The 17,110-nt window shown below is 45.0% G+C and carries 16 protein-coding genes; 12 read left to right on the top strand and 4 right to left on the bottom strand.

Annotated features, from left to right (window positions below; all coding sequences use genetic code 11):
- Window positions 1–407 precede the first annotated feature (407 nt).
- From NYE35_RS21295 to NYE35_RS21250, 10 genes are all read left to right on the top strand, one after another.
- Window positions 408–950 (top strand): hypothetical protein, encoded by a 543-nt coding sequence (locus NYE35_RS21295; RefSeq protein WP_036676301.1) that lies wholly within the window; start codon window positions 408–410, stop codon window positions 948–950.
- Window positions 943–2,445, top strand: coding sequence for an AAA family ATPase (locus NYE35_RS21290; RefSeq protein ID WP_036676302.1), 1,503 nt, complete (start codon window positions 943–945; stop codon window positions 2,443–2,445). Before NYE35_RS21295 ends, NYE35_RS21290 begins: the two co-directional genes overlap by 8 nt.
- A 133-nt stretch (window positions 2,446–2,578) precedes the next feature.
- Window positions 2,579–3,451: a 3-hydroxyacyl-CoA dehydrogenase family protein gene (locus NYE35_RS21285; RefSeq protein WP_036676304.1), complete on the top strand. Its 873-nt coding sequence runs from the start codon at window positions 2,579–2,581 to the stop codon at window positions 3,449–3,451.
- Entirely contained in the window at window positions 3,448–4,656 is a 1,209-nt protein-coding gene (locus tag NYE35_RS21280) for an acetate/propionate family kinase (protein WP_036676305.1), read from the top strand. Before NYE35_RS21285 ends, NYE35_RS21280 begins: the two co-directional genes overlap by 4 nt.
- 21 nt (window positions 4,657–4,677) lie before the next feature.
- Window positions 4,678–5,976: an asparagine--tRNA ligase gene (asnS, locus tag NYE35_RS21275; protein WP_036676308.1), complete on the top strand. Its 1,299-nt coding sequence runs from the start codon at window positions 4,678–4,680 to the stop codon at window positions 5,974–5,976.
- Between the two features lie 31 nt (window positions 5,977–6,007).
- Window positions 6,008–6,760 (top strand): DnaD domain-containing protein, encoded by a 753-nt coding sequence (locus NYE35_RS21270; protein WP_038572407.1) that lies wholly within the window; start codon window positions 6,008–6,010, stop codon window positions 6,758–6,760.
- Between the two features lie 71 nt (window positions 6,761–6,831).
- Entirely contained in the window at window positions 6,832–7,440 is a 609-nt protein-coding gene (locus NYE35_RS21265) for an RNA polymerase sigma factor (protein ID WP_176462568.1), read from the top strand.
- On the top strand, window positions 7,437–7,928 hold the full coding sequence (locus NYE35_RS21260; RefSeq protein ID WP_076297404.1) for a hypothetical protein: 492 nt from the start codon (window positions 7,437–7,439) through the stop codon (window positions 7,926–7,928). Before NYE35_RS21265 ends, NYE35_RS21260 begins: the two co-directional genes overlap by 4 nt.
- A 15-nt stretch (window positions 7,929–7,943) precedes the next feature.
- Window positions 7,944–9,050: a hypothetical protein gene (locus NYE35_RS21255; RefSeq protein ID WP_036676314.1), complete on the top strand. Its 1,107-nt coding sequence runs from the start codon at window positions 7,944–7,946 to the stop codon at window positions 9,048–9,050.
- Window positions 9,047–9,772, top strand: a complete 726-nt coding sequence (locus NYE35_RS21250) for a hypothetical protein (RefSeq protein ID WP_051490914.1) — start codon at window positions 9,047–9,049, stop codon at window positions 9,770–9,772. Before NYE35_RS21255 ends, NYE35_RS21250 begins: the two co-directional genes overlap by 4 nt.
- 52 nt (window positions 9,773–9,824) lie before the next feature.
- Here the strand turns inward: NYE35_RS21250 and proC are convergent, their stop codons facing one another.
- From proC to proB, 3 genes are read right to left on the bottom strand one after another with little or no spacing between them, the layout of a single operon-like run.
- A complete protein-coding gene (proC, locus tag NYE35_RS21245) occupies window positions 9,825–10,694 on the bottom strand; it encodes a pyrroline-5-carboxylate reductase (RefSeq protein WP_036676316.1) in 870 nt (289 codons plus the stop codon).
- 49 nt (window positions 10,695–10,743) lie between these two features.
- Window positions 10,744–11,991, bottom strand: coding sequence for a glutamate-5-semialdehyde dehydrogenase (locus tag NYE35_RS21240; RefSeq protein WP_076141301.1), 1,248 nt, complete (start codon window positions 11,989–11,991; stop codon window positions 10,744–10,746).
- Between the two features lie 36 nt (window positions 11,992–12,027).
- On the bottom strand, window positions 12,028–13,131 hold the full coding sequence (gene proB, locus NYE35_RS21235; RefSeq protein WP_076147249.1) for a glutamate 5-kinase: 1,104 nt from the start codon (window positions 13,129–13,131) through the stop codon (window positions 12,028–12,030).
- A 432-nt stretch (window positions 13,132–13,563) separates the two neighbouring features.
- Between proB and NYE35_RS21230 the strand changes: the two genes are divergently transcribed.
- Window positions 13,564–13,761, top strand: a complete 198-nt coding sequence (locus NYE35_RS21230) for a hypothetical protein (RefSeq protein WP_036676321.1) — start codon at window positions 13,564–13,566, stop codon at window positions 13,759–13,761.
- 85 nt (window positions 13,762–13,846) lie between these two features.
- On the opposite strand, the gene NYE35_RS21225 is transcribed toward NYE35_RS21230, so the two are convergent.
- The gene (locus tag NYE35_RS21225; RefSeq protein ID WP_076101451.1) at window positions 13,847–14,758 is read right to left on the bottom strand and encodes a LysR family transcriptional regulator; all 912 of its coding nucleotides are present in this window, start codon (window positions 14,756–14,758) and stop codon (window positions 13,847–13,849) included.
- A 903-nt stretch (window positions 14,759–15,661) separates the two neighbouring features.
- Here NYE35_RS21225 and leuC point away from each other — a divergent pair.
- Window positions 15,662–17,086 (top strand): 3-isopropylmalate dehydratase large subunit, encoded by a 1,425-nt coding sequence (gene leuC / locus NYE35_RS21220; RefSeq protein WP_036676324.1) that lies wholly within the window; start codon window positions 15,662–15,664, stop codon window positions 17,084–17,086.
- The last annotated feature ends 24 nt before the right edge of the window (window positions 17,087–17,110 follow it).

Here is a 17,110-nt window from a genome sequence, read left to right as displayed (position 1 = left end):
GAACATAAGGAAATTAAGGGTGGCAATGTAAACAAGCGAACTTATTATAAGTTCGCTTGTTTACATTTATTTGATGTACAAAAGTGATATACTAAGTGATATACTGAATGGGTGGTTATCACCGAATATTCTCTTAAATTCACATACAAAAATAGGCCGATTGATTAAAAATCAAGGCCGATTTTGTCGAAAACGAGGAATATATTTGGTATTGATGGAAATATTTAAAAAATTAAATTTTAAATATATTCACATTTATTTTGAAATTAGTATATACACCTGTGATATACTACTACTTGTAATTAGAACAGCAATAAGAGACTTCAGTCTCTCTGATGAGCTCTCAAGTAGCTATAAATTATTATACTGAGCTTTATATTTTGTCATCTTTGAGAGGAGGACGTTTCTTGAAATTACGTCTTGTACCTGTGCTGATAACGTCTCTACTGTCGGCTACTCTATTGTTTGGTGGCTTCTTTTTGTATCGTCAGTTTGCAATGCAGGAACCACTTCAGAAGATTGTATCTCAATATGAGGGCGTCAATGATTCTCATATCAGTATTAACCGCAATGAGGTCACTTTGAAACTTGATCTCCAGCCAGGCACGAAATTACGTGAACTGGTTCAGTACGTCTCTAAAGAAGGAAAATCGATGATTGATGGACGTACACTGAAACTTGATGTAGAACAGAACTCCAGTGAACTGCTGGATGAATACTGGGATAAAGCGATGTTCTCTGTAGCTGAAGCCATGGAGAGCCGTAAATATACACTTATACCCACAGAACTTGATGGACTCAAAGCGCAATATCCGCAATATAAAAATGTGATAGCCTCAACAGAAATTGACGACAATAATGTCTATGTAAGCTTGAGTAATGGAAAAGAAAGCAAATTTATTATTTTGCCGCGCAAACCTGCGACATTGGGGGTATGGAATAATGCCTAAATACCTTAAAGAAATTCTAATCGGATTTGTTCCTGTCTTGTTTATTTTTATGGCTTTTCTAGGCATTAATATATTCCCGATCGTTATTGCTGCTGGGATGCTCACGGCTTTACTTATCATTGCTCATTTAAGAGGCGGACTTGCGGTAAATGCAGGTGCCGGGAAGAAACGCAAGAAGGATGGACCTTCAAAGCTTACTTTTGAAGAAATTGGCGGGCAAGACAATGCAAAGCAGGAGCTTCGTGAAGCGTTGGATTTTTTGATCCGGCATGAGGAAATCAGCAAATTCGGGATTCGGCCTTTGAAAGGGATTCTGCTTACAGGCCCTCCAGGAACAGGTAAGACCCTTATGGCTAGAGCAGCAGCACATTATACGAACTCTGTATTTGTGGCAGCATCAGGCAGTGAGTTTGTAGAAATGTACGTAGGTGTCGGTGCCGGCCGTATCCGCGATTTGTTTAAGGATGCCCGTACCCGCGCCCTTAAGGAAAACAAGCAAAGCGCTATTATTTTCATAGATGAAATTGACGTAATTGGCGGTAAGCGTGAAGGCGGACAGCAGCGAGAATATGATCAGACCTTGAATCAGCTGTTGACTGAGATGGACGGGATCTATAACAACGAAACGCCGCGCATTCTGCTGGTAGCAGCCACTAACCGTAAAGAAATGCTTGATTCAGCATTGCTGCGTCCTGGCCGGTTTGACCGTCATATTCAAGTGGACATGCCTGATAAAAAAGGCCGCAAATCGATTCTCGAATTGCATGCCAAAAATAAGCCGCTTCATGCAAATGTGAACCTCGACAAAATTTCCGAAGAAGCCTATGGTTTTTCCGGTGCTCAGCTCGAAAGTGTTATGAATGAGGCAGCAATTTATATGATGCGTGAGGAATTGACAGAGGTTGAGCAGCGGCATCTGTCGATGGCGATTGACAAGGTTATGATGGGGGAAAAAACGGACAGAGAAACTAATCACGAAGAGAAAAAACGGGTGGCGATCCACGAATTGGGACATGCCATTATGGCAGAGCTGCTGCGTCCGGGAAGTGTTAGTCAGGTTACGCTGACTCCGCGGGGGCAAGCCCTTGGTTATGTACGTCACAATCCTCAGCAAGAGCAGTATTTGTACACCAAAGATTATCTCGAAGATCAGATTATGATTGCACTTGGTGGAGCGGCTGCAGAAGAAATGTATTATGGCGGACGAAGCACAGGTTCGCGTGGCGATTTTGATCAGGCCCTGAATATTGTCGAAACCATGATGAAATCCGGATTGACTTCGTTGGGTATCGCCAAGCTGGAAATGGTTACCACTGAAGAGCTTATGAAGGAAAACAGTAAAATTTTGGATGAACTGATGGTTCGTACTCACGACCACCTTGAAAAGCAACGAAATGTATTTGATTACTCCCTTGACATTTTAATGAAGGAAGAAGTGCTCTCTGGAGAGCAATTTCGATGTCAATTTCGTGACAGCGTGCGTTTACCAGCATAAATATTTATGCTGGTTATTTTTTTTTACTTTTCAGGCATGCTAAGATATCATTATATGTCGGGCTTTATAAATTTTTGCGACAGACAAGGTACAATACAAAAGTATAGATACCTGAAAGGATGGAGACTTTTTTATGAATTTCAAGAAAATTGGTGTCATCGGCGGTGGCACAATGGGACAAGGGATTGCCGAAATGCTGGCAGCCAAGGGCCTGGATGTATTGCTGGTGGAGAAAACCCCTGAGAAACTGGACTACTCCTACGAAATGATCGAGACAAGTCTAGATAAGCAACTGGAGAAATGGGCGATCACTCAAGCTGAGAAGAAGCTGATTCTTAGCCGCATTCAAAAAGTGACACATTTCGCAGAGCTGAGCTCTTGTGACATGGTTATCGAAACAATCGTTGAGGATTTAGAAGAAAAGAAAAAAATATTAAATCAACTGGATCAAGTATGTCCAAACCACATTATTCTTGCCAGCAATACGTCAACACTTAGCTTGACTGAACTTGCAAGTTCTACAATGTATCCGGAACGCGTGATCGGAATGCATTTCATATACCCTGTAGCTAAAGTGGATCTTGTTGAAATTGTACGCGGTCTGAAAACTTCAGATGCTACTTTTGAAGATACAAAATCCTTTGTTGATGAAATTGTTGAGAAAAAAGGTGTAATGATTTATGAATCCCCAGGATTTGTAACATCACGCCTCATTTGCTTGTTTATCAATGAAGCTATGCACGTGCTGCAAGAAGGCGTTGCCTCCGCACAGGATATTGACGATGCTATGCGTATTGGTTATCAATTCCAATATGGACCGCTTGAAATGGCTGACAGATTCGGTCTGGATTCGGTTCTTGCTGCACTTGAAAATATGTTCCGTGAATATGGTGAGCTGAAATATCGTCCTTCCACGATCCTTAAGAAGATGGTGCGTGCAGGACAATTGGGTATGAAATCAGGCGAAGGCTTCTTCCAGTACGACAAGGATGGTGACCGTATATGAATATTCTAGTAATTAACTCCGGTAGTTCTTCTTTAAAATATCAATTGTACAATATGGCTGATGAATCCGTTTTGGCTAAAGGTTTGGTGGAACGTATCGGGATGGATTCCTCCATTCTGAACCATAAACCTACTGGTAAAGCTGAAGTAACAGAAGTAAGTGAAATTTTGGAGCATAACACAGCGATTCGTAAAGTTCTAGCTTGCCTAACGGATAAAGAGCATGGCGTTATTGAATCCATTAAAGAAATCAATGCTGTGGGTCACCGTGTAGTACATGGTGGTGAATTCTTCAAAGCTTCCGCACTTGTGGACGCTGATGCCAAGACTAAAATTCGTCAATTGTTTGACCTTGCACCACTGCATAACCCAGCAGCAATGATGGGGATTACGGCTTCTGAAGTAAATATGCCGGGTGTACCGCAGGTTGTTGTATTCGATACTGCATTCCACCAAACAATGCCTGAAAAAGCTTATATGTACGCGATTCCTAGAGTACTGTACAATAAATATAAAGTTCGTCGGTATGGCGCACACGGTACATCACACGACTTCGTAAGCAAAGCTGCTGCGGAGTACTTGGAGCGTCCGTTGGAAGATCTGAAGATCATTACTTGTCATATCGGTAACGGAGGTAGCGTAACTGCAGTTCAAGATGGAGTGTCTGTGGATACTTCCATGGGTATGACTCCTCTGGAAGGTTTGATGATGGGTACTCGCAGTGGTGATCTTGATCCAGCAATTGTTCCTTACGTGATGAACAAGGAAGAATTGTCCGTAGGAGAAGTTAACTCCATGTTGAACAAACATAGTGGACTCCTAGCAATTTCGGGCGTAAGCAGTGATATGCGTGATATTATTGAGGGTATGGAAAAAGGTGAGCCTAATTCCACGCTAGCTTTTGAAATGTATGAGTACCGCTTGCGCAAGTATATCGGTTCTTATGCGGCTGCTATGAACGGTGTAGATGCTATCGTATTCACTGCTGGTGTTGGTGAAAATGCTTCATTGCTACGTGAGAAACTGCTAAATAACCTTACGTTCCTGGGTATTGAGTTGGATGTTGAAGCTAACAAAGTTCGCTCCGGCGACCCGCGTCGTATCTCTACGGTAGATTCCAAAGTGCAGGTGCTTGTAGTTCCGACTAACGAAGAACTTGTCATCGCACGTGATACAAACCGTATTGTGCAAGGAATTAACGGCTAAATTAGAGGAGAGATTGAAGGCATGGCTAACAAGAGTGTAATCAAGAACGTGAATGAACATGTTGGAGAAAGTGTTGTTATCGGTTGTTGGGTAAACAACAAGCGCTCCAGTGGTAAAATTCAGTTCCTGCAGCTTCGCGATGGTACAGGTTATATTCAGGGAGTTGTAGTGAAATCAGAAGTGCCTGAAGAGGTATGGGACGCAGCTAAGAGCCTCACGCAGGAAAGCTCATTGTATGTGACTGGTATTATTCGTGAGGAGCCTCGCAGTCAATCCGGTTTTGAAATGACTGTTACCGGAATTGAAGTTCTGCACCTTACAGAGAATTATCCAATTACTCCGAAAGAGCATGGCGTTGATTTCTTGATGGATCACCGTCACCTCTGGCTCCGTGCCTCGAAGCAGCGGGCTGTTCTGGTTATTCGTGCGGAGATTATCCGGGCAATCCAACAGTTCTTCAACGAGAGCGGATTTACAAAGGTGGATCCTCCGATTCTGACGCCAACGTCAGCAGAGGGAACTACTAACTTGTTCCACACGAAATACTTCGATGAGGATGCTTACCTGACCCAAAGCGGACAGTTATACATGGAAGCTGCAGCTATGGCACTGGGCCGTGTATATTCCTTTGGACCAACCTTCCGTGCGGAGAAATCTAAGACTCGTCGCCACTTGATCGAGTTCTGGATGATCGAGCCGGAAATGGCCTTCACAGATCATGAAGAAAGCTTGAAGGTTCAGGAAGAGTTTATTAGCTTCGTAGTGCAATCCGTATTGAAGAATTGCCGTGCGGAGTTGGAAGCGGTAGGCCGCGATATTTCCAAGCTGGAGAATATCAAAGCACCATTCCCACGCATTACTTATGACGATGCGATCAAGTTCTTGAATGATAAAGGCTTTGAAGATATTGCTTGGGGTGATGATTTCGGTGCACCTCATGAAACAGCAATCGCTGAAGCATACGATAAACCTGTATTTATTACTCATTATCCTGCTTCATTCAAAGCGTTCTACATGAAGCCGGATCCAAATCGTCCTGAAGTCGTACTGTGTGCTGATATGATCGCTCCTGAAGGTTATGGAGAGATTATTGGGGGTTCACAGCGGATCGATGATCCTGCGCTGCTTGAAGAGCGTTATAAAGAGCACAATCTTTCGATGGATTCTTATAAATGGTACATGGATCTGCGTACTTACGGATCTGTACCTCACTCCGGTTTTGGACTTGGGCTTGAGCGTACTGTAGCTTGGATCTGTGGTCTTGACCATGTACGTGAGACTATTCCATTCCCACGTACACTGTACCGCCTCTACCCATAAGTTCTTAGGATTTGAACAAAGGGGGAAGCACATGGACGGCAAGACATGGAGTACCTGGAGCGAAGGCGTCTCCTTCGGTCTGGAGAACGGAATGGCCGTCATACCTTACGCTTTACTGAAGTATTACCGGAAGCTGAATTTAAGCGGAAGTGAAGCCATGCTGCTGATTCATCTGCTCTCCTTCAGGCAAGTAGAAGGGATTGAGTTCCCTTCTCTGGAGGAGCTTCAGGTTGTAACTGGTCGTAGCATTTCCGTTCTCGCCGGAGAATTGCAGAAGCTCATGAAGGAAGGTTTCATTAGCATCGATGGAGACAACGATGAGCTAAGAGATATCCATTATGAACGCTACAATTTCTCAGGGCTATATGGAAAGCTAGGTGCTTATCTTGCGACAGCTGTACAAGAAAATGAGCAAGATAAGGACAAGGGAGCATATGGAACATCAGCTCCCCGGGCTGCTGCGTCAGGTGGAGGATTCGGAACTCCCCCCACATCTCCTTCTTCACTTGGAGATAAAGAGGAGAGCCGGAATCTATTCAGTATTTTCGAGAAGGAATTCGGGCGCCCGCTGTCTCCAATGGAATGTGAGACGATTTCCAGCTGGGTGGATCAAGACCGATATCCTGAGGAGCTGATTCTGTTAGCACTCAAGGAATCCGTATTTGCGGGGAAGGTTCATTTTCGTTATATCGACCGGATATTGCTGGAATGGGCCCGTAACCGGGTCAAGAACGCTCAGGATGTTAAGACGTATACACAAAAATTCCGCAATGGTGGAAGATAGATCGTTTAGGAGAGAACCGTATTGCTTTAGCTATTGCTAGAGTCTGTACGGTTCTTTTTTTATTTTTTTAGATAAGTGCAGGGGTAGGCGAAGAACTCAGCGTCTATTGCTGTGGGAAGGAGGGGAGAGTCATTGAGGAAGAGCTATTAATCAAGCGGATTTGCCAAGGAGACGAAGATGCGTTTCGCCAGTTTGTAAATACATACAGTCAGCATATATACAAAATCACCTATTCTGTATTACGTGAAGTCAAAGGGGCTGAAGACGCTGCTCAGGAAGCTTTTCTCCAGATGTATAAATCTCTCCCTGACTACCGTTATCAAGGCTTAAAATCATGGATTACGCGGATCGCCTTAAATAAGGCTATTGATGCCAAACGTAAACGTGATCGGCTACGAGAGTTACCTGTTGACTATGAGCTTGTGCTGAGCCAGACACCTTCTAATGAGGAGGATGTACTAGCCACTGTTGTCCGTCGTGACCGGATGAATCGTCTGTCGGGTGAGATCAACAATTTACCGGAGGGTCATCGGGAAATTATGGTGGCTTATTATCTGGAAAATAAAAAATATGAGCAAATTGCTGCTGAAAATGAAATTACTCTGAAGACGGTGGAGTCCAGACTATATAGGGCGAGACAATGGATGCGAAAACATTGGAAGGAGGACGAATGGCTATGATGAAGAGTGGAGAAAACCTAAATCGCCGCGAGCAGGCAAAAGCTTATCTTGAAGGGCAAGAAGATAGTATAGAGCGAGATGAATGGGAACAATTGCTGCTCAAGGATGAAGACACATTTGTTTCGTACATGGAGATGCTGGATGAGCTAAAGGAGGATCTGCCTTCATTGGAGAATTCGTCTGCTTTTACAGAGAGAGTTATGGGAGATTGGGTTGCTACGGTGAGATCTTCAGTAGTCATAGAAGAAGTAGCGGGGCAAGAAGAAGGATCACGGCGTTATCGCTGGTATGAAAAAACAATCTTTCATTATGCCGTTGCTGCTTCGTTAACGCTGTTGATTATGTCTTCCGGGATGTTTGATAAGTTACTCACGGGTGAAATGGAGCTTATTGTCCCTAAGAAAGATAATTCGCCATCTTATAGCGAACAATTCATGCAAGCCACCAGCGGATGGTTGAGCCGGATTATGGACGGAAGACAGAAATGAGAGGAGAAATGAACAATGCAACAGCAGCGTAATAAAATTAAGGGTCTTTTTCTTAATATGATTCCTGGAGCAGGTCATTATTATATGGGAAGACGCCCACAAGGGATTGTTTATTTTTTGCTAAGCTTTGGTGTGTTATTTATGTCATTCTTAATCGCTATGGCTGAAGGGGATGAGGGAATTCTGGCATTGGGAGTGATCGGATTCTTACTTCTATGGATCCTTTCGATGATTCATCTGGTAATTAAATTACTGCAAATGCCCACTCCAATTGTAGCGCCTGATGGATCAATGCTGGATTTTAGTTCTACTATGCCCGTAAAGACGGAGGATAATGAACGTGTGCATGTCATCTTATTGTCTTTCATTCCTGGATTGGGTCATTTTCATATGGGGCTGATGCAGCGTGGACTATCCTTTCTGATTTCTTTTTTCGGATTCATGACCGTTATGTTGTTCTTGGCCGGAATTACTTCGAGTGATGCATTTTTGCTGCTGTTTGGAGTATTGCCAGTAATTTGGCTGTATTGCATGTTTGATGCAGTTCAGTTGATCCATCGTAAACAAGCAGGAGAAATGCTTGTTGACCGCACATTATTCGAAGAGATGGAGGCTGGACGTGAGGAAGGACGACGCAGCAAAGTATTAGCGACATTACTATCCGCATTTCCTGGTGCTGGACAGATGTATCTGGGACTGCAAAAAAGAGGGCTCCAGCTCATGCTTCTTTTCTTAGGAAGTATTTATGTCATGGATCTATTGCGGTTAACATTGCTCTTTTTCCTTATCCCGGTCATTTGGTTCTATAGCTTATTCGATGGCTTACAGTTAGTTAGCCGATATGGACGTGAACCTTTGCAGGATAAGCCGGTTATCGAAGGTTTCTTAAATCATCAAGGCTGGCTCGGAGCAGTCCTGATGTGTCTCGGATTATACTTTATTGTTGTGAATGTCGCAGTTCCTGCCATCGATATCAGATTTCCAGAATGGCGGCTGGAATATCGCGTAAATGAATATTTTAAGACCATTGTCGTCTCCGTGTTATTGATTGGTGGTGGGGTGAAGCTGATGACTGGAAGTAAGAATAATAAGAGTAGAAAAGGGGCGGGGGGTCAATCTTGAATAATCCAGTAGAAGTAGAGCCGGGAGTCATGGTAACTAGCGAGTTTCCAGTGAACGAAGGGAAATCTAGAAGTTGGCGTGTAGGTACGTTGTCGATGGGACTGAGCCTTTTATTTCTGGGGGCATTAATAATGGTCTCGCAGTGGAAAGGAGCGGATGTGTTCGAGACAACGCTTGCTTGGTGGCCGCTCATTTTTATCTTACTTGGTTTAGAAATTGTAATTTACACCTTATGGTTCCGTGGTAAAGGGAAAATGTACTATGATGTGCTAAGTGTTCTGTTCGTCGGATTTCTGGCAGTGTGCTGTTTAGTATTCGCAGGAGTCAGCTCTTTAGGATTAACACAAGAACTTAGACATGTGATCTCATCTACGGAGGAGAATTATTCCTTGCCGGAATGGAAGGGGAATGTTCCACAGGGTGTAGGCACACTTATAATCCAGGCTGCTGAACCTTATGGAATTATGGTTGATCGAACGGCTGGGAACGAGTTGAATGTATTTGGGAGTTATTCCACGGCAGAAGGGCAACTCAAGCAAGAGCAAGAGAAGCGGCTGTTGCAAACTAAACAAGTCGGAGACACATTTTACGTCATTTTAGGAGACATACCTAGACATCTAGTATTCGATAACTCCAGGAATGCATTGAACGTGACCATTGCGGCTCCTGTAAATCTAAAGGTAATCGTAAGAGATAATTATGGAAATGTTGTAACAAGATAAAAAAAAGATCGCTTCCCACCCGATGAGGGGATGGGCTGCGATCTTTTTTTGGTTAAGAACGAAGCTCTTTCTCTAGGGCAGCACCCATTTCACGTGAGCGCTCGGCACATCGGTTAACTGCAGCAATCACAGTTTCAAAGAATTCCCCTCGTTCAAGCACTTCTATAGCTGCTTGTGTTGAACCGTTAGGGGAAGTAACCTTCTTACGGAGTGCTGCGGGTTCTTCTCCCGTCTGTTGTACCATTCGGGCAGCACCCAGCACTGTTTGAACAGTTAATTCGGTGCTTTGATCAAGTGGCAGCCCACCACGGATACCAGCGGCGATCATGGCTTCCATCATGTAATAGATATACGCAGGCCCGCTGCCTGAAATTCCGGTCAAGGTTTCCATACGTTCCTCATCAATGACTGTTGTAAGCCCGACAGCCTCAAAGATATTAAGAGCAAGGCGACGGCCTCTTTCGTCTACTTCTTTGGAGAAGGCTAGACCAGTGGCACCCAGACCGATGGAACTGGAAGTGTTAGGCATTGTGCGAACAATAGGCTGTGCTTTGCCAAGTAGACCTTGCATGGTGCGAATAGATAGACCTGCAATGACAGAAACTACGATCTGATCCGGAGAAAGAATTGGACCTAGTCCGCGTAAGGATTCTGCAGCATCTTTAGGTTTCATTGCCAGTACTATTACTGGTGCGTTCCGTAAGTATTCTATTTTTTGTTCGGGATCATTTGTGCCTATTACACCATAACGGCTTTTTAGTTCTGCCAGACGTTCACTGCTGCTGCGATTGAGCATGATGACATTATCGGACTTCACGATATTGCGGCTAATCATCCCGCGAACGATAGCTTCTGCCATGGAGCCTGCGCCATAAAAAACAATATTATGATTCATGAGTGGAACTGATGGTTGCTGACACATGGCTAAAATCCTCCTAAAAGTTGTGTGATAGAATACTTAAACGTGTATACTAACCCCGAATTTGTCCCGTTCCGTAGATCTTATATTTGGTTGAAGTTAGAGCAGGCAGACCCATCGGGCCACGAGCGTGGAGTTTCTGGGTACTAATACCAATCTCTGCACCGAATCCAAATTCAAAGCCATCCGTGAAGCGGGTTGAGGCATTGTGATAAACAGCGGCAGCATCCACTTCTTGTAAAAAGCGTGTGGCGTTCTCCTGATCTTCTGTTACGATACATTCCGAATGTTTCGTACCATACTGGGCGATATGCTGCATAGCTTCTTCCAAATCACTGACGATTCTAATATTAAGGATATAATCGTTGTATTCTGTAGCATAGTCTTCTACGGTTGCAGGTAATACCCATGGGACAAGAGAGATGGTTTGTTGACAGCCGCGAAGTTCTACATGAACCTCACGGAATGCTTCGGCTAAGGATAACAGATATTTGCTCGCGTAATCCTGATGAACGAGTAGTGTTTCCATAGAGTTACATACCGAAGGGCGCTGAGCTTTGGCATTTAAACTAATGTCCCGTGCCATTTCTGGCAAGGCAGTTGTGTCGAGATAAGTATGGCAGATGCCTGCTCCAGTTTCAATTACGGGAACGGTTGCGTTAAGGACTACATTTTGAATAAGAGAGCTGCCTCCGCGCGGGATGATCACATCTAAAAGTCCGTTCAGCTTTAGCATTTCATCTACTGAAGAACGATTTGGGTCTTCAATCAGCTGAAGCGCGTTAGGCGGCATTGAGGTTTCAGCAAGAGCATTGTGCAGAACCTCGACAATTTTACGGTTGGAGGACAGGGCAGAAGAGCCACCGCGCAGCACAACAGCGTTGCCGGTTTTGAGACATAGACCTGCAGCATCAACAGTTACATTGGGACGTGCCTCGTAGATGATGCCGATCACACCAAGCGGAACACGCAGCTTCTGGATGTTGAGGCCGTTAGGACGTTCAATGCTTTCTAGCGTGTCACCGATAGGATCCGGTAATATAGCGATTTGTTGCAGGCCTTCGGCAATGCTGTTAATCCGACCCACATCTAACGCCAACCGGTCGAGCATGGATTCCGGAGTTCCATTAAGTCTTCCTCGTTCCAAATCCTCCGCGTTGGCGGCGATAATGGCGGGAGCTTCGCGGCGAAGCGCATCGGCCATGACCAGCAGTGCTTCATTCTTCTGGCCAGTTGTTAAGCTTGCTAGAACTCCTGTAGTCTCCTTGGCTAATTTACTCTTATTAATTACTTCACTCATGACGATTCCTCCCTATATTTGAATTGAAAAAAATGTTTATCTCAGTGTAATCCATTCGTCACGGTGAATGACCTCAAGCCGGTGTACTTCTCCCAGCTTTGGTACAATCTCACGGCTTGGCAGACCTTGAATGCTGCGCAGCTGAGCATCATCGTAATTTACAATCCCACGTCCAAGCAATTTGGAGTCGGGTCCAAGTACTTCTACAACATCTCCTGCGTGAAAGCTACCCTCTGTCTGTTTGACGCCTACAGGCAACAGGCTGTGACCGCCATGAAGCAAAGCTTCTACAGCCCCTTCGTCCACGTATAGGGAGCCGAGAGGGGTAGACATAAAGCCAAGCCATTGCTTTTTGACGGGGAGAGAGGATAGCTTCGTTGCAAAATAAGTGCCCCTACCTTCTCCTGTTGCAGCAAGCTGTAAATCTCCAGGTTCGGTGGCTCTTCCGACAAAGACAGGAACACCACCTCGAGTAGCGATCTTGGCCGCATCGATTTTTGATCGCATACCGCCTGTTCCAACACTAGAGCCAGCTCCACCAGCAATAGCATATATCTCCGGTGTAATGTCATCTACGAACTGATAGCGGACAGCATCCGGATGCTTGCGGGGATCTCCACTGTATAAACCATCCATGTCGGTTAAGACAAGTAGTCTAGAGGCTTTTAACAGGTTGGCTACTAGCGCAGAGAGGGTATCGTTATCGCCAAATTTCAGTTCATCTACGGAGACAGTGTCATTTTCGTTAAATACGGGCACCGCTCCTTGGCGAAGTAGCTCTTCTACAGTCATCATAGCGTTATTCATGGCTCTGCGGCTGCAGAAATCGGTGCGAGTCAGCAATATTTGCGCGGTAGTAATTCCATGCTGGGCAAAAGCTTCCTGATAGGCTTGCATCAGCAGTACCTGACCCACAGCCGCAGCGGCCTGCTTCTCATGCAGCAGCTTCGGACGTGCTAGATAACCGATACTGCGGAAGCCGGCGGCTACCGCACCAGAGGTTACTAACAACACCTCACAGCCGTTTTTCTTCAACTCGGCAATCTCTGAGGCAAAAAAGGAGACTGCTTCACGATTCAAACCGCCCTCGGGTCCGGTCAGCGAGCTGCTGCCTATTTTGACCACGATTCGCGTCGTCATTTCTGTCCACATCCTCTTCGTTTATTAAGTCCTGAAAACAACAAAAAGCCCCCATCCTTAGACTTAGCAAAGGACGAAAGCTTATAAACTTCCGCGGTACCACCTTCATTGATGAGGGATCATCCGACTTCATTCTCATAACGGGAGGATCCGTCCTGTTTGACACAGGCCGCTCGGGGGTAGGATTCGGAACGAAAACCGCGGTAAATTCTTTCAGCCTGTCGGAATCTACTCTCTAGGCGCGGTTAGACTCATTCTTACTGGTCCCGTCTGCACGTTTCACTTATTTTCAATAGAATACCATGGAGCTCGTTGCATTGCAAAGGGAAAACGTAGGATATATTTCTTCATGCAGAAAGCTCTAAATATTATGTTTAACCTCAAAGAGAAGGGGTAAAGAACTTATAATCTGTTACCAGGAGGTGGATTAAATTGACTAAAGACAACAATGCCGAGCAGGGACAGAATCAAGATTCAAACGAAGTAGCAGAGCTTCAGAATAGTGTGACTCGTGAATTTGTGGAAGAGCACACCGGGGCTCCAGTTGATAAGGGATTGGCTGATTCAAGTAAAGCACATGTGTCGGATGATCAGAACCGCCTGATTACACAGCGTAATTTGCGTAAATAATCTAGTACTGTTAAAAGAGGTTTACCTGAAAAAGTGCCCCGACAACCACGCGAATGGTTACTGGGGCACTTTATTTGTATATATTCTATTCTTCCGTTAATTCAGACACTGTTGATTTGAATGTCTCTACAAAAGCCTTTGCGGCCTTGGATAAATATCGTCCGCGTCGATATGCTACAACTAGCGTACGACTAGGCACTGGATCAGCGAGCGGTAAGTAGACTGGAACAAATTCACTCCGCGGTGCACGAGCGATAAAACGAGGAACAAGAGTCACGCCCATGCCTGTTGCCACTAGGGACTGGACGGTTTCCATATTGTTGCTCTCGAAAACGATTCGTGGCTCGAATCCGGCTTTCCGGCACAGTTCCACTGTCATTTTGCGGAAGCCCTGACCTTCCTTAAGTACGATAAAGGGTTCGTCCTTAAGCTCTTCAAGTGAGGTCCGTGTTCCATCTAGGATTCGTTTAGCGAGCGGATGTTCAGGAGGAACAGCGAGATCGATTCTTTCCTCTCCAAGCTCTTCATAAGCCAGAGCAGGAATTTCGAGGGGTAAGGAGAGCAGGCTTAAATCGGTCTGGCCACTTGCCGTGAGTTTCTCTAGGTTCATCGACGAGTCTTCGAGCAGCGTAATTTCTACCTCAGGATAATTTTGTTTGAAAACTGGAAGCACATGCGGCAGAAGATGTGCACCTGTTATCGGCATACTGCCCACAACTACACGTCCAGTGCGCAGTTCTGATATGTCGGACATTTCTTGCCGCAGCAGCTCCACTGCGTCAATGATAATCTGGGCTTGTTCAACGAATTTAGAACCTGCGTAGGTCAGCTCAACGGAGCTGGTATTACGCTGAAACAGCATTACGCCGAGCTCTTTTTCCAGTTTGGAAAGCTGCTGGCTGAGCGAGGGCTGGGCAATATGCAGCTTGTCCGCTGCACGAGAGAAGTTTTTTTCGGCTGCGATTTGCAGCACATACTGCAGTTGTCTCAGTTCCATGTATGAACTCCTTAGGAAAATGATTTACTTATAAGTATATCCTATTGGATTATAGTTTTGTATAGGCAACCCGAAAGAGCCTTCACTTCATCGCTCCTCAGGATTTGCGGGCCTGATTTCAAGAGATTAACCCTCCAACACTGACCGAAGTATCCGATATCCTCTAACAGTATATTTTTAGCGCCGGATCTTGAGAGTATCTATGAAATAACTGTATTTTGTACAGCTATTTCGTATGCAAAAGGGATCATTTTGGTTTTAAGTGTATTCTATACAACTAAAAACTAGAGTTCCCAGCTATAACGCGATAAATCATGAAAATAGCTGTACAAAATGCAGCTATATTCATTAACGAATGATTCACAGGAATATAGCTGTACAAAATACAACTAAACGCACCTACACACTACGCTTGCGCATCGCACCTACACATCACACTTGCGCATCGCACCTACACATCACACTTGCGCATCGCTTCTACACACTATGCTTGTGCATCGCTTCTACACACTATGCTTGCGCATCGCTTCTACACACTACGCTTGCGCATCGCTTCTACACACTACGCTTGCGCATCGCACCTACACATCACACTTGCGCATCGCTTCTACACATCACGCTTGCGCATCGCTGCTACACACCCCGCTTGCGTATCGCTGCTACACACCCCGCTTGCGTATCGCTGCTACACACCCCGCTTGCGCAATGCTGCTACATACCCCGCTTGCTCATCGCTCCTACATATTGCGCCTCGACATACCCTAACTTAGCTTATAGGTTCAGGCTATCACTTTTATAGATATCATATCTTGGAATTATAAAGACAGGGGTGTTATATTTAGATCATTCAAGAGAGACTCCACGCTCTCTTCCAATGAACGATTCTATTAATGAGGTGAAATTATGAGCAACAAGACAATGTTTGAGAAGATTTGGGAGAATCACGTTATTCATCAAGAGGAAGGTAAACCTAGCATTATTTATATTGATCTGCATTTGGTTCATGAAGTAACTTCTCCACAGGCTTTTGAAGGGCTTCGTCTCAGCAACCGGAAGGTTCGCCGTCCTGAGCTGACCTTCGCAACGATGGATCATAACGTACCAACTAAAGATCGTTTTAACATTAAAGATCCAATCTCCAAGCAACAAATTGATACCCTTTCTAAGAACTGTGCTGATTTTGGTGTAAGACTGTTCGATCTGAATGATATTGATCAAGGCGTTGTACACGTAATGGGTCCTGAAATCGGCTTGACACATCCTGGCAAAACTATCGTTTGCGGCGACAGCCATACCTCCACGCATGGTGCATTCGGCGCACTGGCATTCGGTATCGGAACTAGTGAAGTTGAACATGTAATGGCTACGCAATGTTTGCAGCAATCCAAAGCTAAGACAATGGAAGTACGCTTTACAGGCAAACGTAACCCTGGCGTAACAGCAAAAGATATGATCCTAGGTGTTATTGCTAAGTACGGTACTGATTTTGCCACAGGTTATGTAATTGAGTATACAGGCGAAGCTATTCGTGAATTGTCGATGGAAGAACGTATGACTGTCTGCAATATGTCGATCGAAGGTGGAGCAAGAGCTGGCTTGATTGCCCCTGATGAAACTACTTTTAATTATCTGCGTGGACGTCAATACGTACCGCAAGGCGAGGCTTATGATGCTGCTGTAGAAGCATGGAAGAGTCTTGTAAGCGACGAGGGCGCTCAGTACGATACGGTTGTTGAATTTGATGTGGAAACATTGATTCCACAAGTGACCTGGGGTACTAGCCCGGGCATGGGTACTGACATCAACTCCAGCGTACCGAATCCGGCTGACTTCACCACTGAAAATGAACGTAAAGCTGCTGAAAAAGCGCTTGAATATATGGATTTGACTCCTGGAACACCTATTTCTGAAATTCCGATTGATTATGTATTTATTGGTTCCTGCACTAACGGACGGATCGAAGATTTGAGAGCTGCAGCAGTGGTAGCTAAAGGTCATAAGGTTTCTGAAAAGGTTACTGCCATTGTTGTTCCAGGCTCGGGCCGTGTTAAGATGCAGGCTGAGAAAGAAGGACTTGATAAAGTCTTTACTGAAGCTGGCTTTGAATGGCGTGAAGCGGGATGCAGCATGTGCTTGGCCATGAACCCGGATGTTCTGCAGCCTGGACAACGCTGTGCATCTACCTCGAACCGTAACTTTGAAGGACGCCAAGGACGCGGAGGACGTACACATCTGGTATCTCCAGCTATGGCAGCCGCAGCTGCGATCAAAGGTCGTTTCACTGATGTACGTGATTGGAATTATAAGACGGAAGCCGTCAGCTCATAGAACTAGAGAGAACACGGGAGGATA

It is taken from the genome of Paenibacillus sp. FSL L8-0494 (assembly GCF_038003695.1).
GTDB lineage: Bacteria > Bacillota > Bacilli > Paenibacillales > Paenibacillaceae > Paenibacillus_AQ > Paenibacillus_AQ odorifer.
Note: the sequence above shows the minus strand (reverse complement) of the source record. Positions and strands in the feature narration are given on the sequence as shown.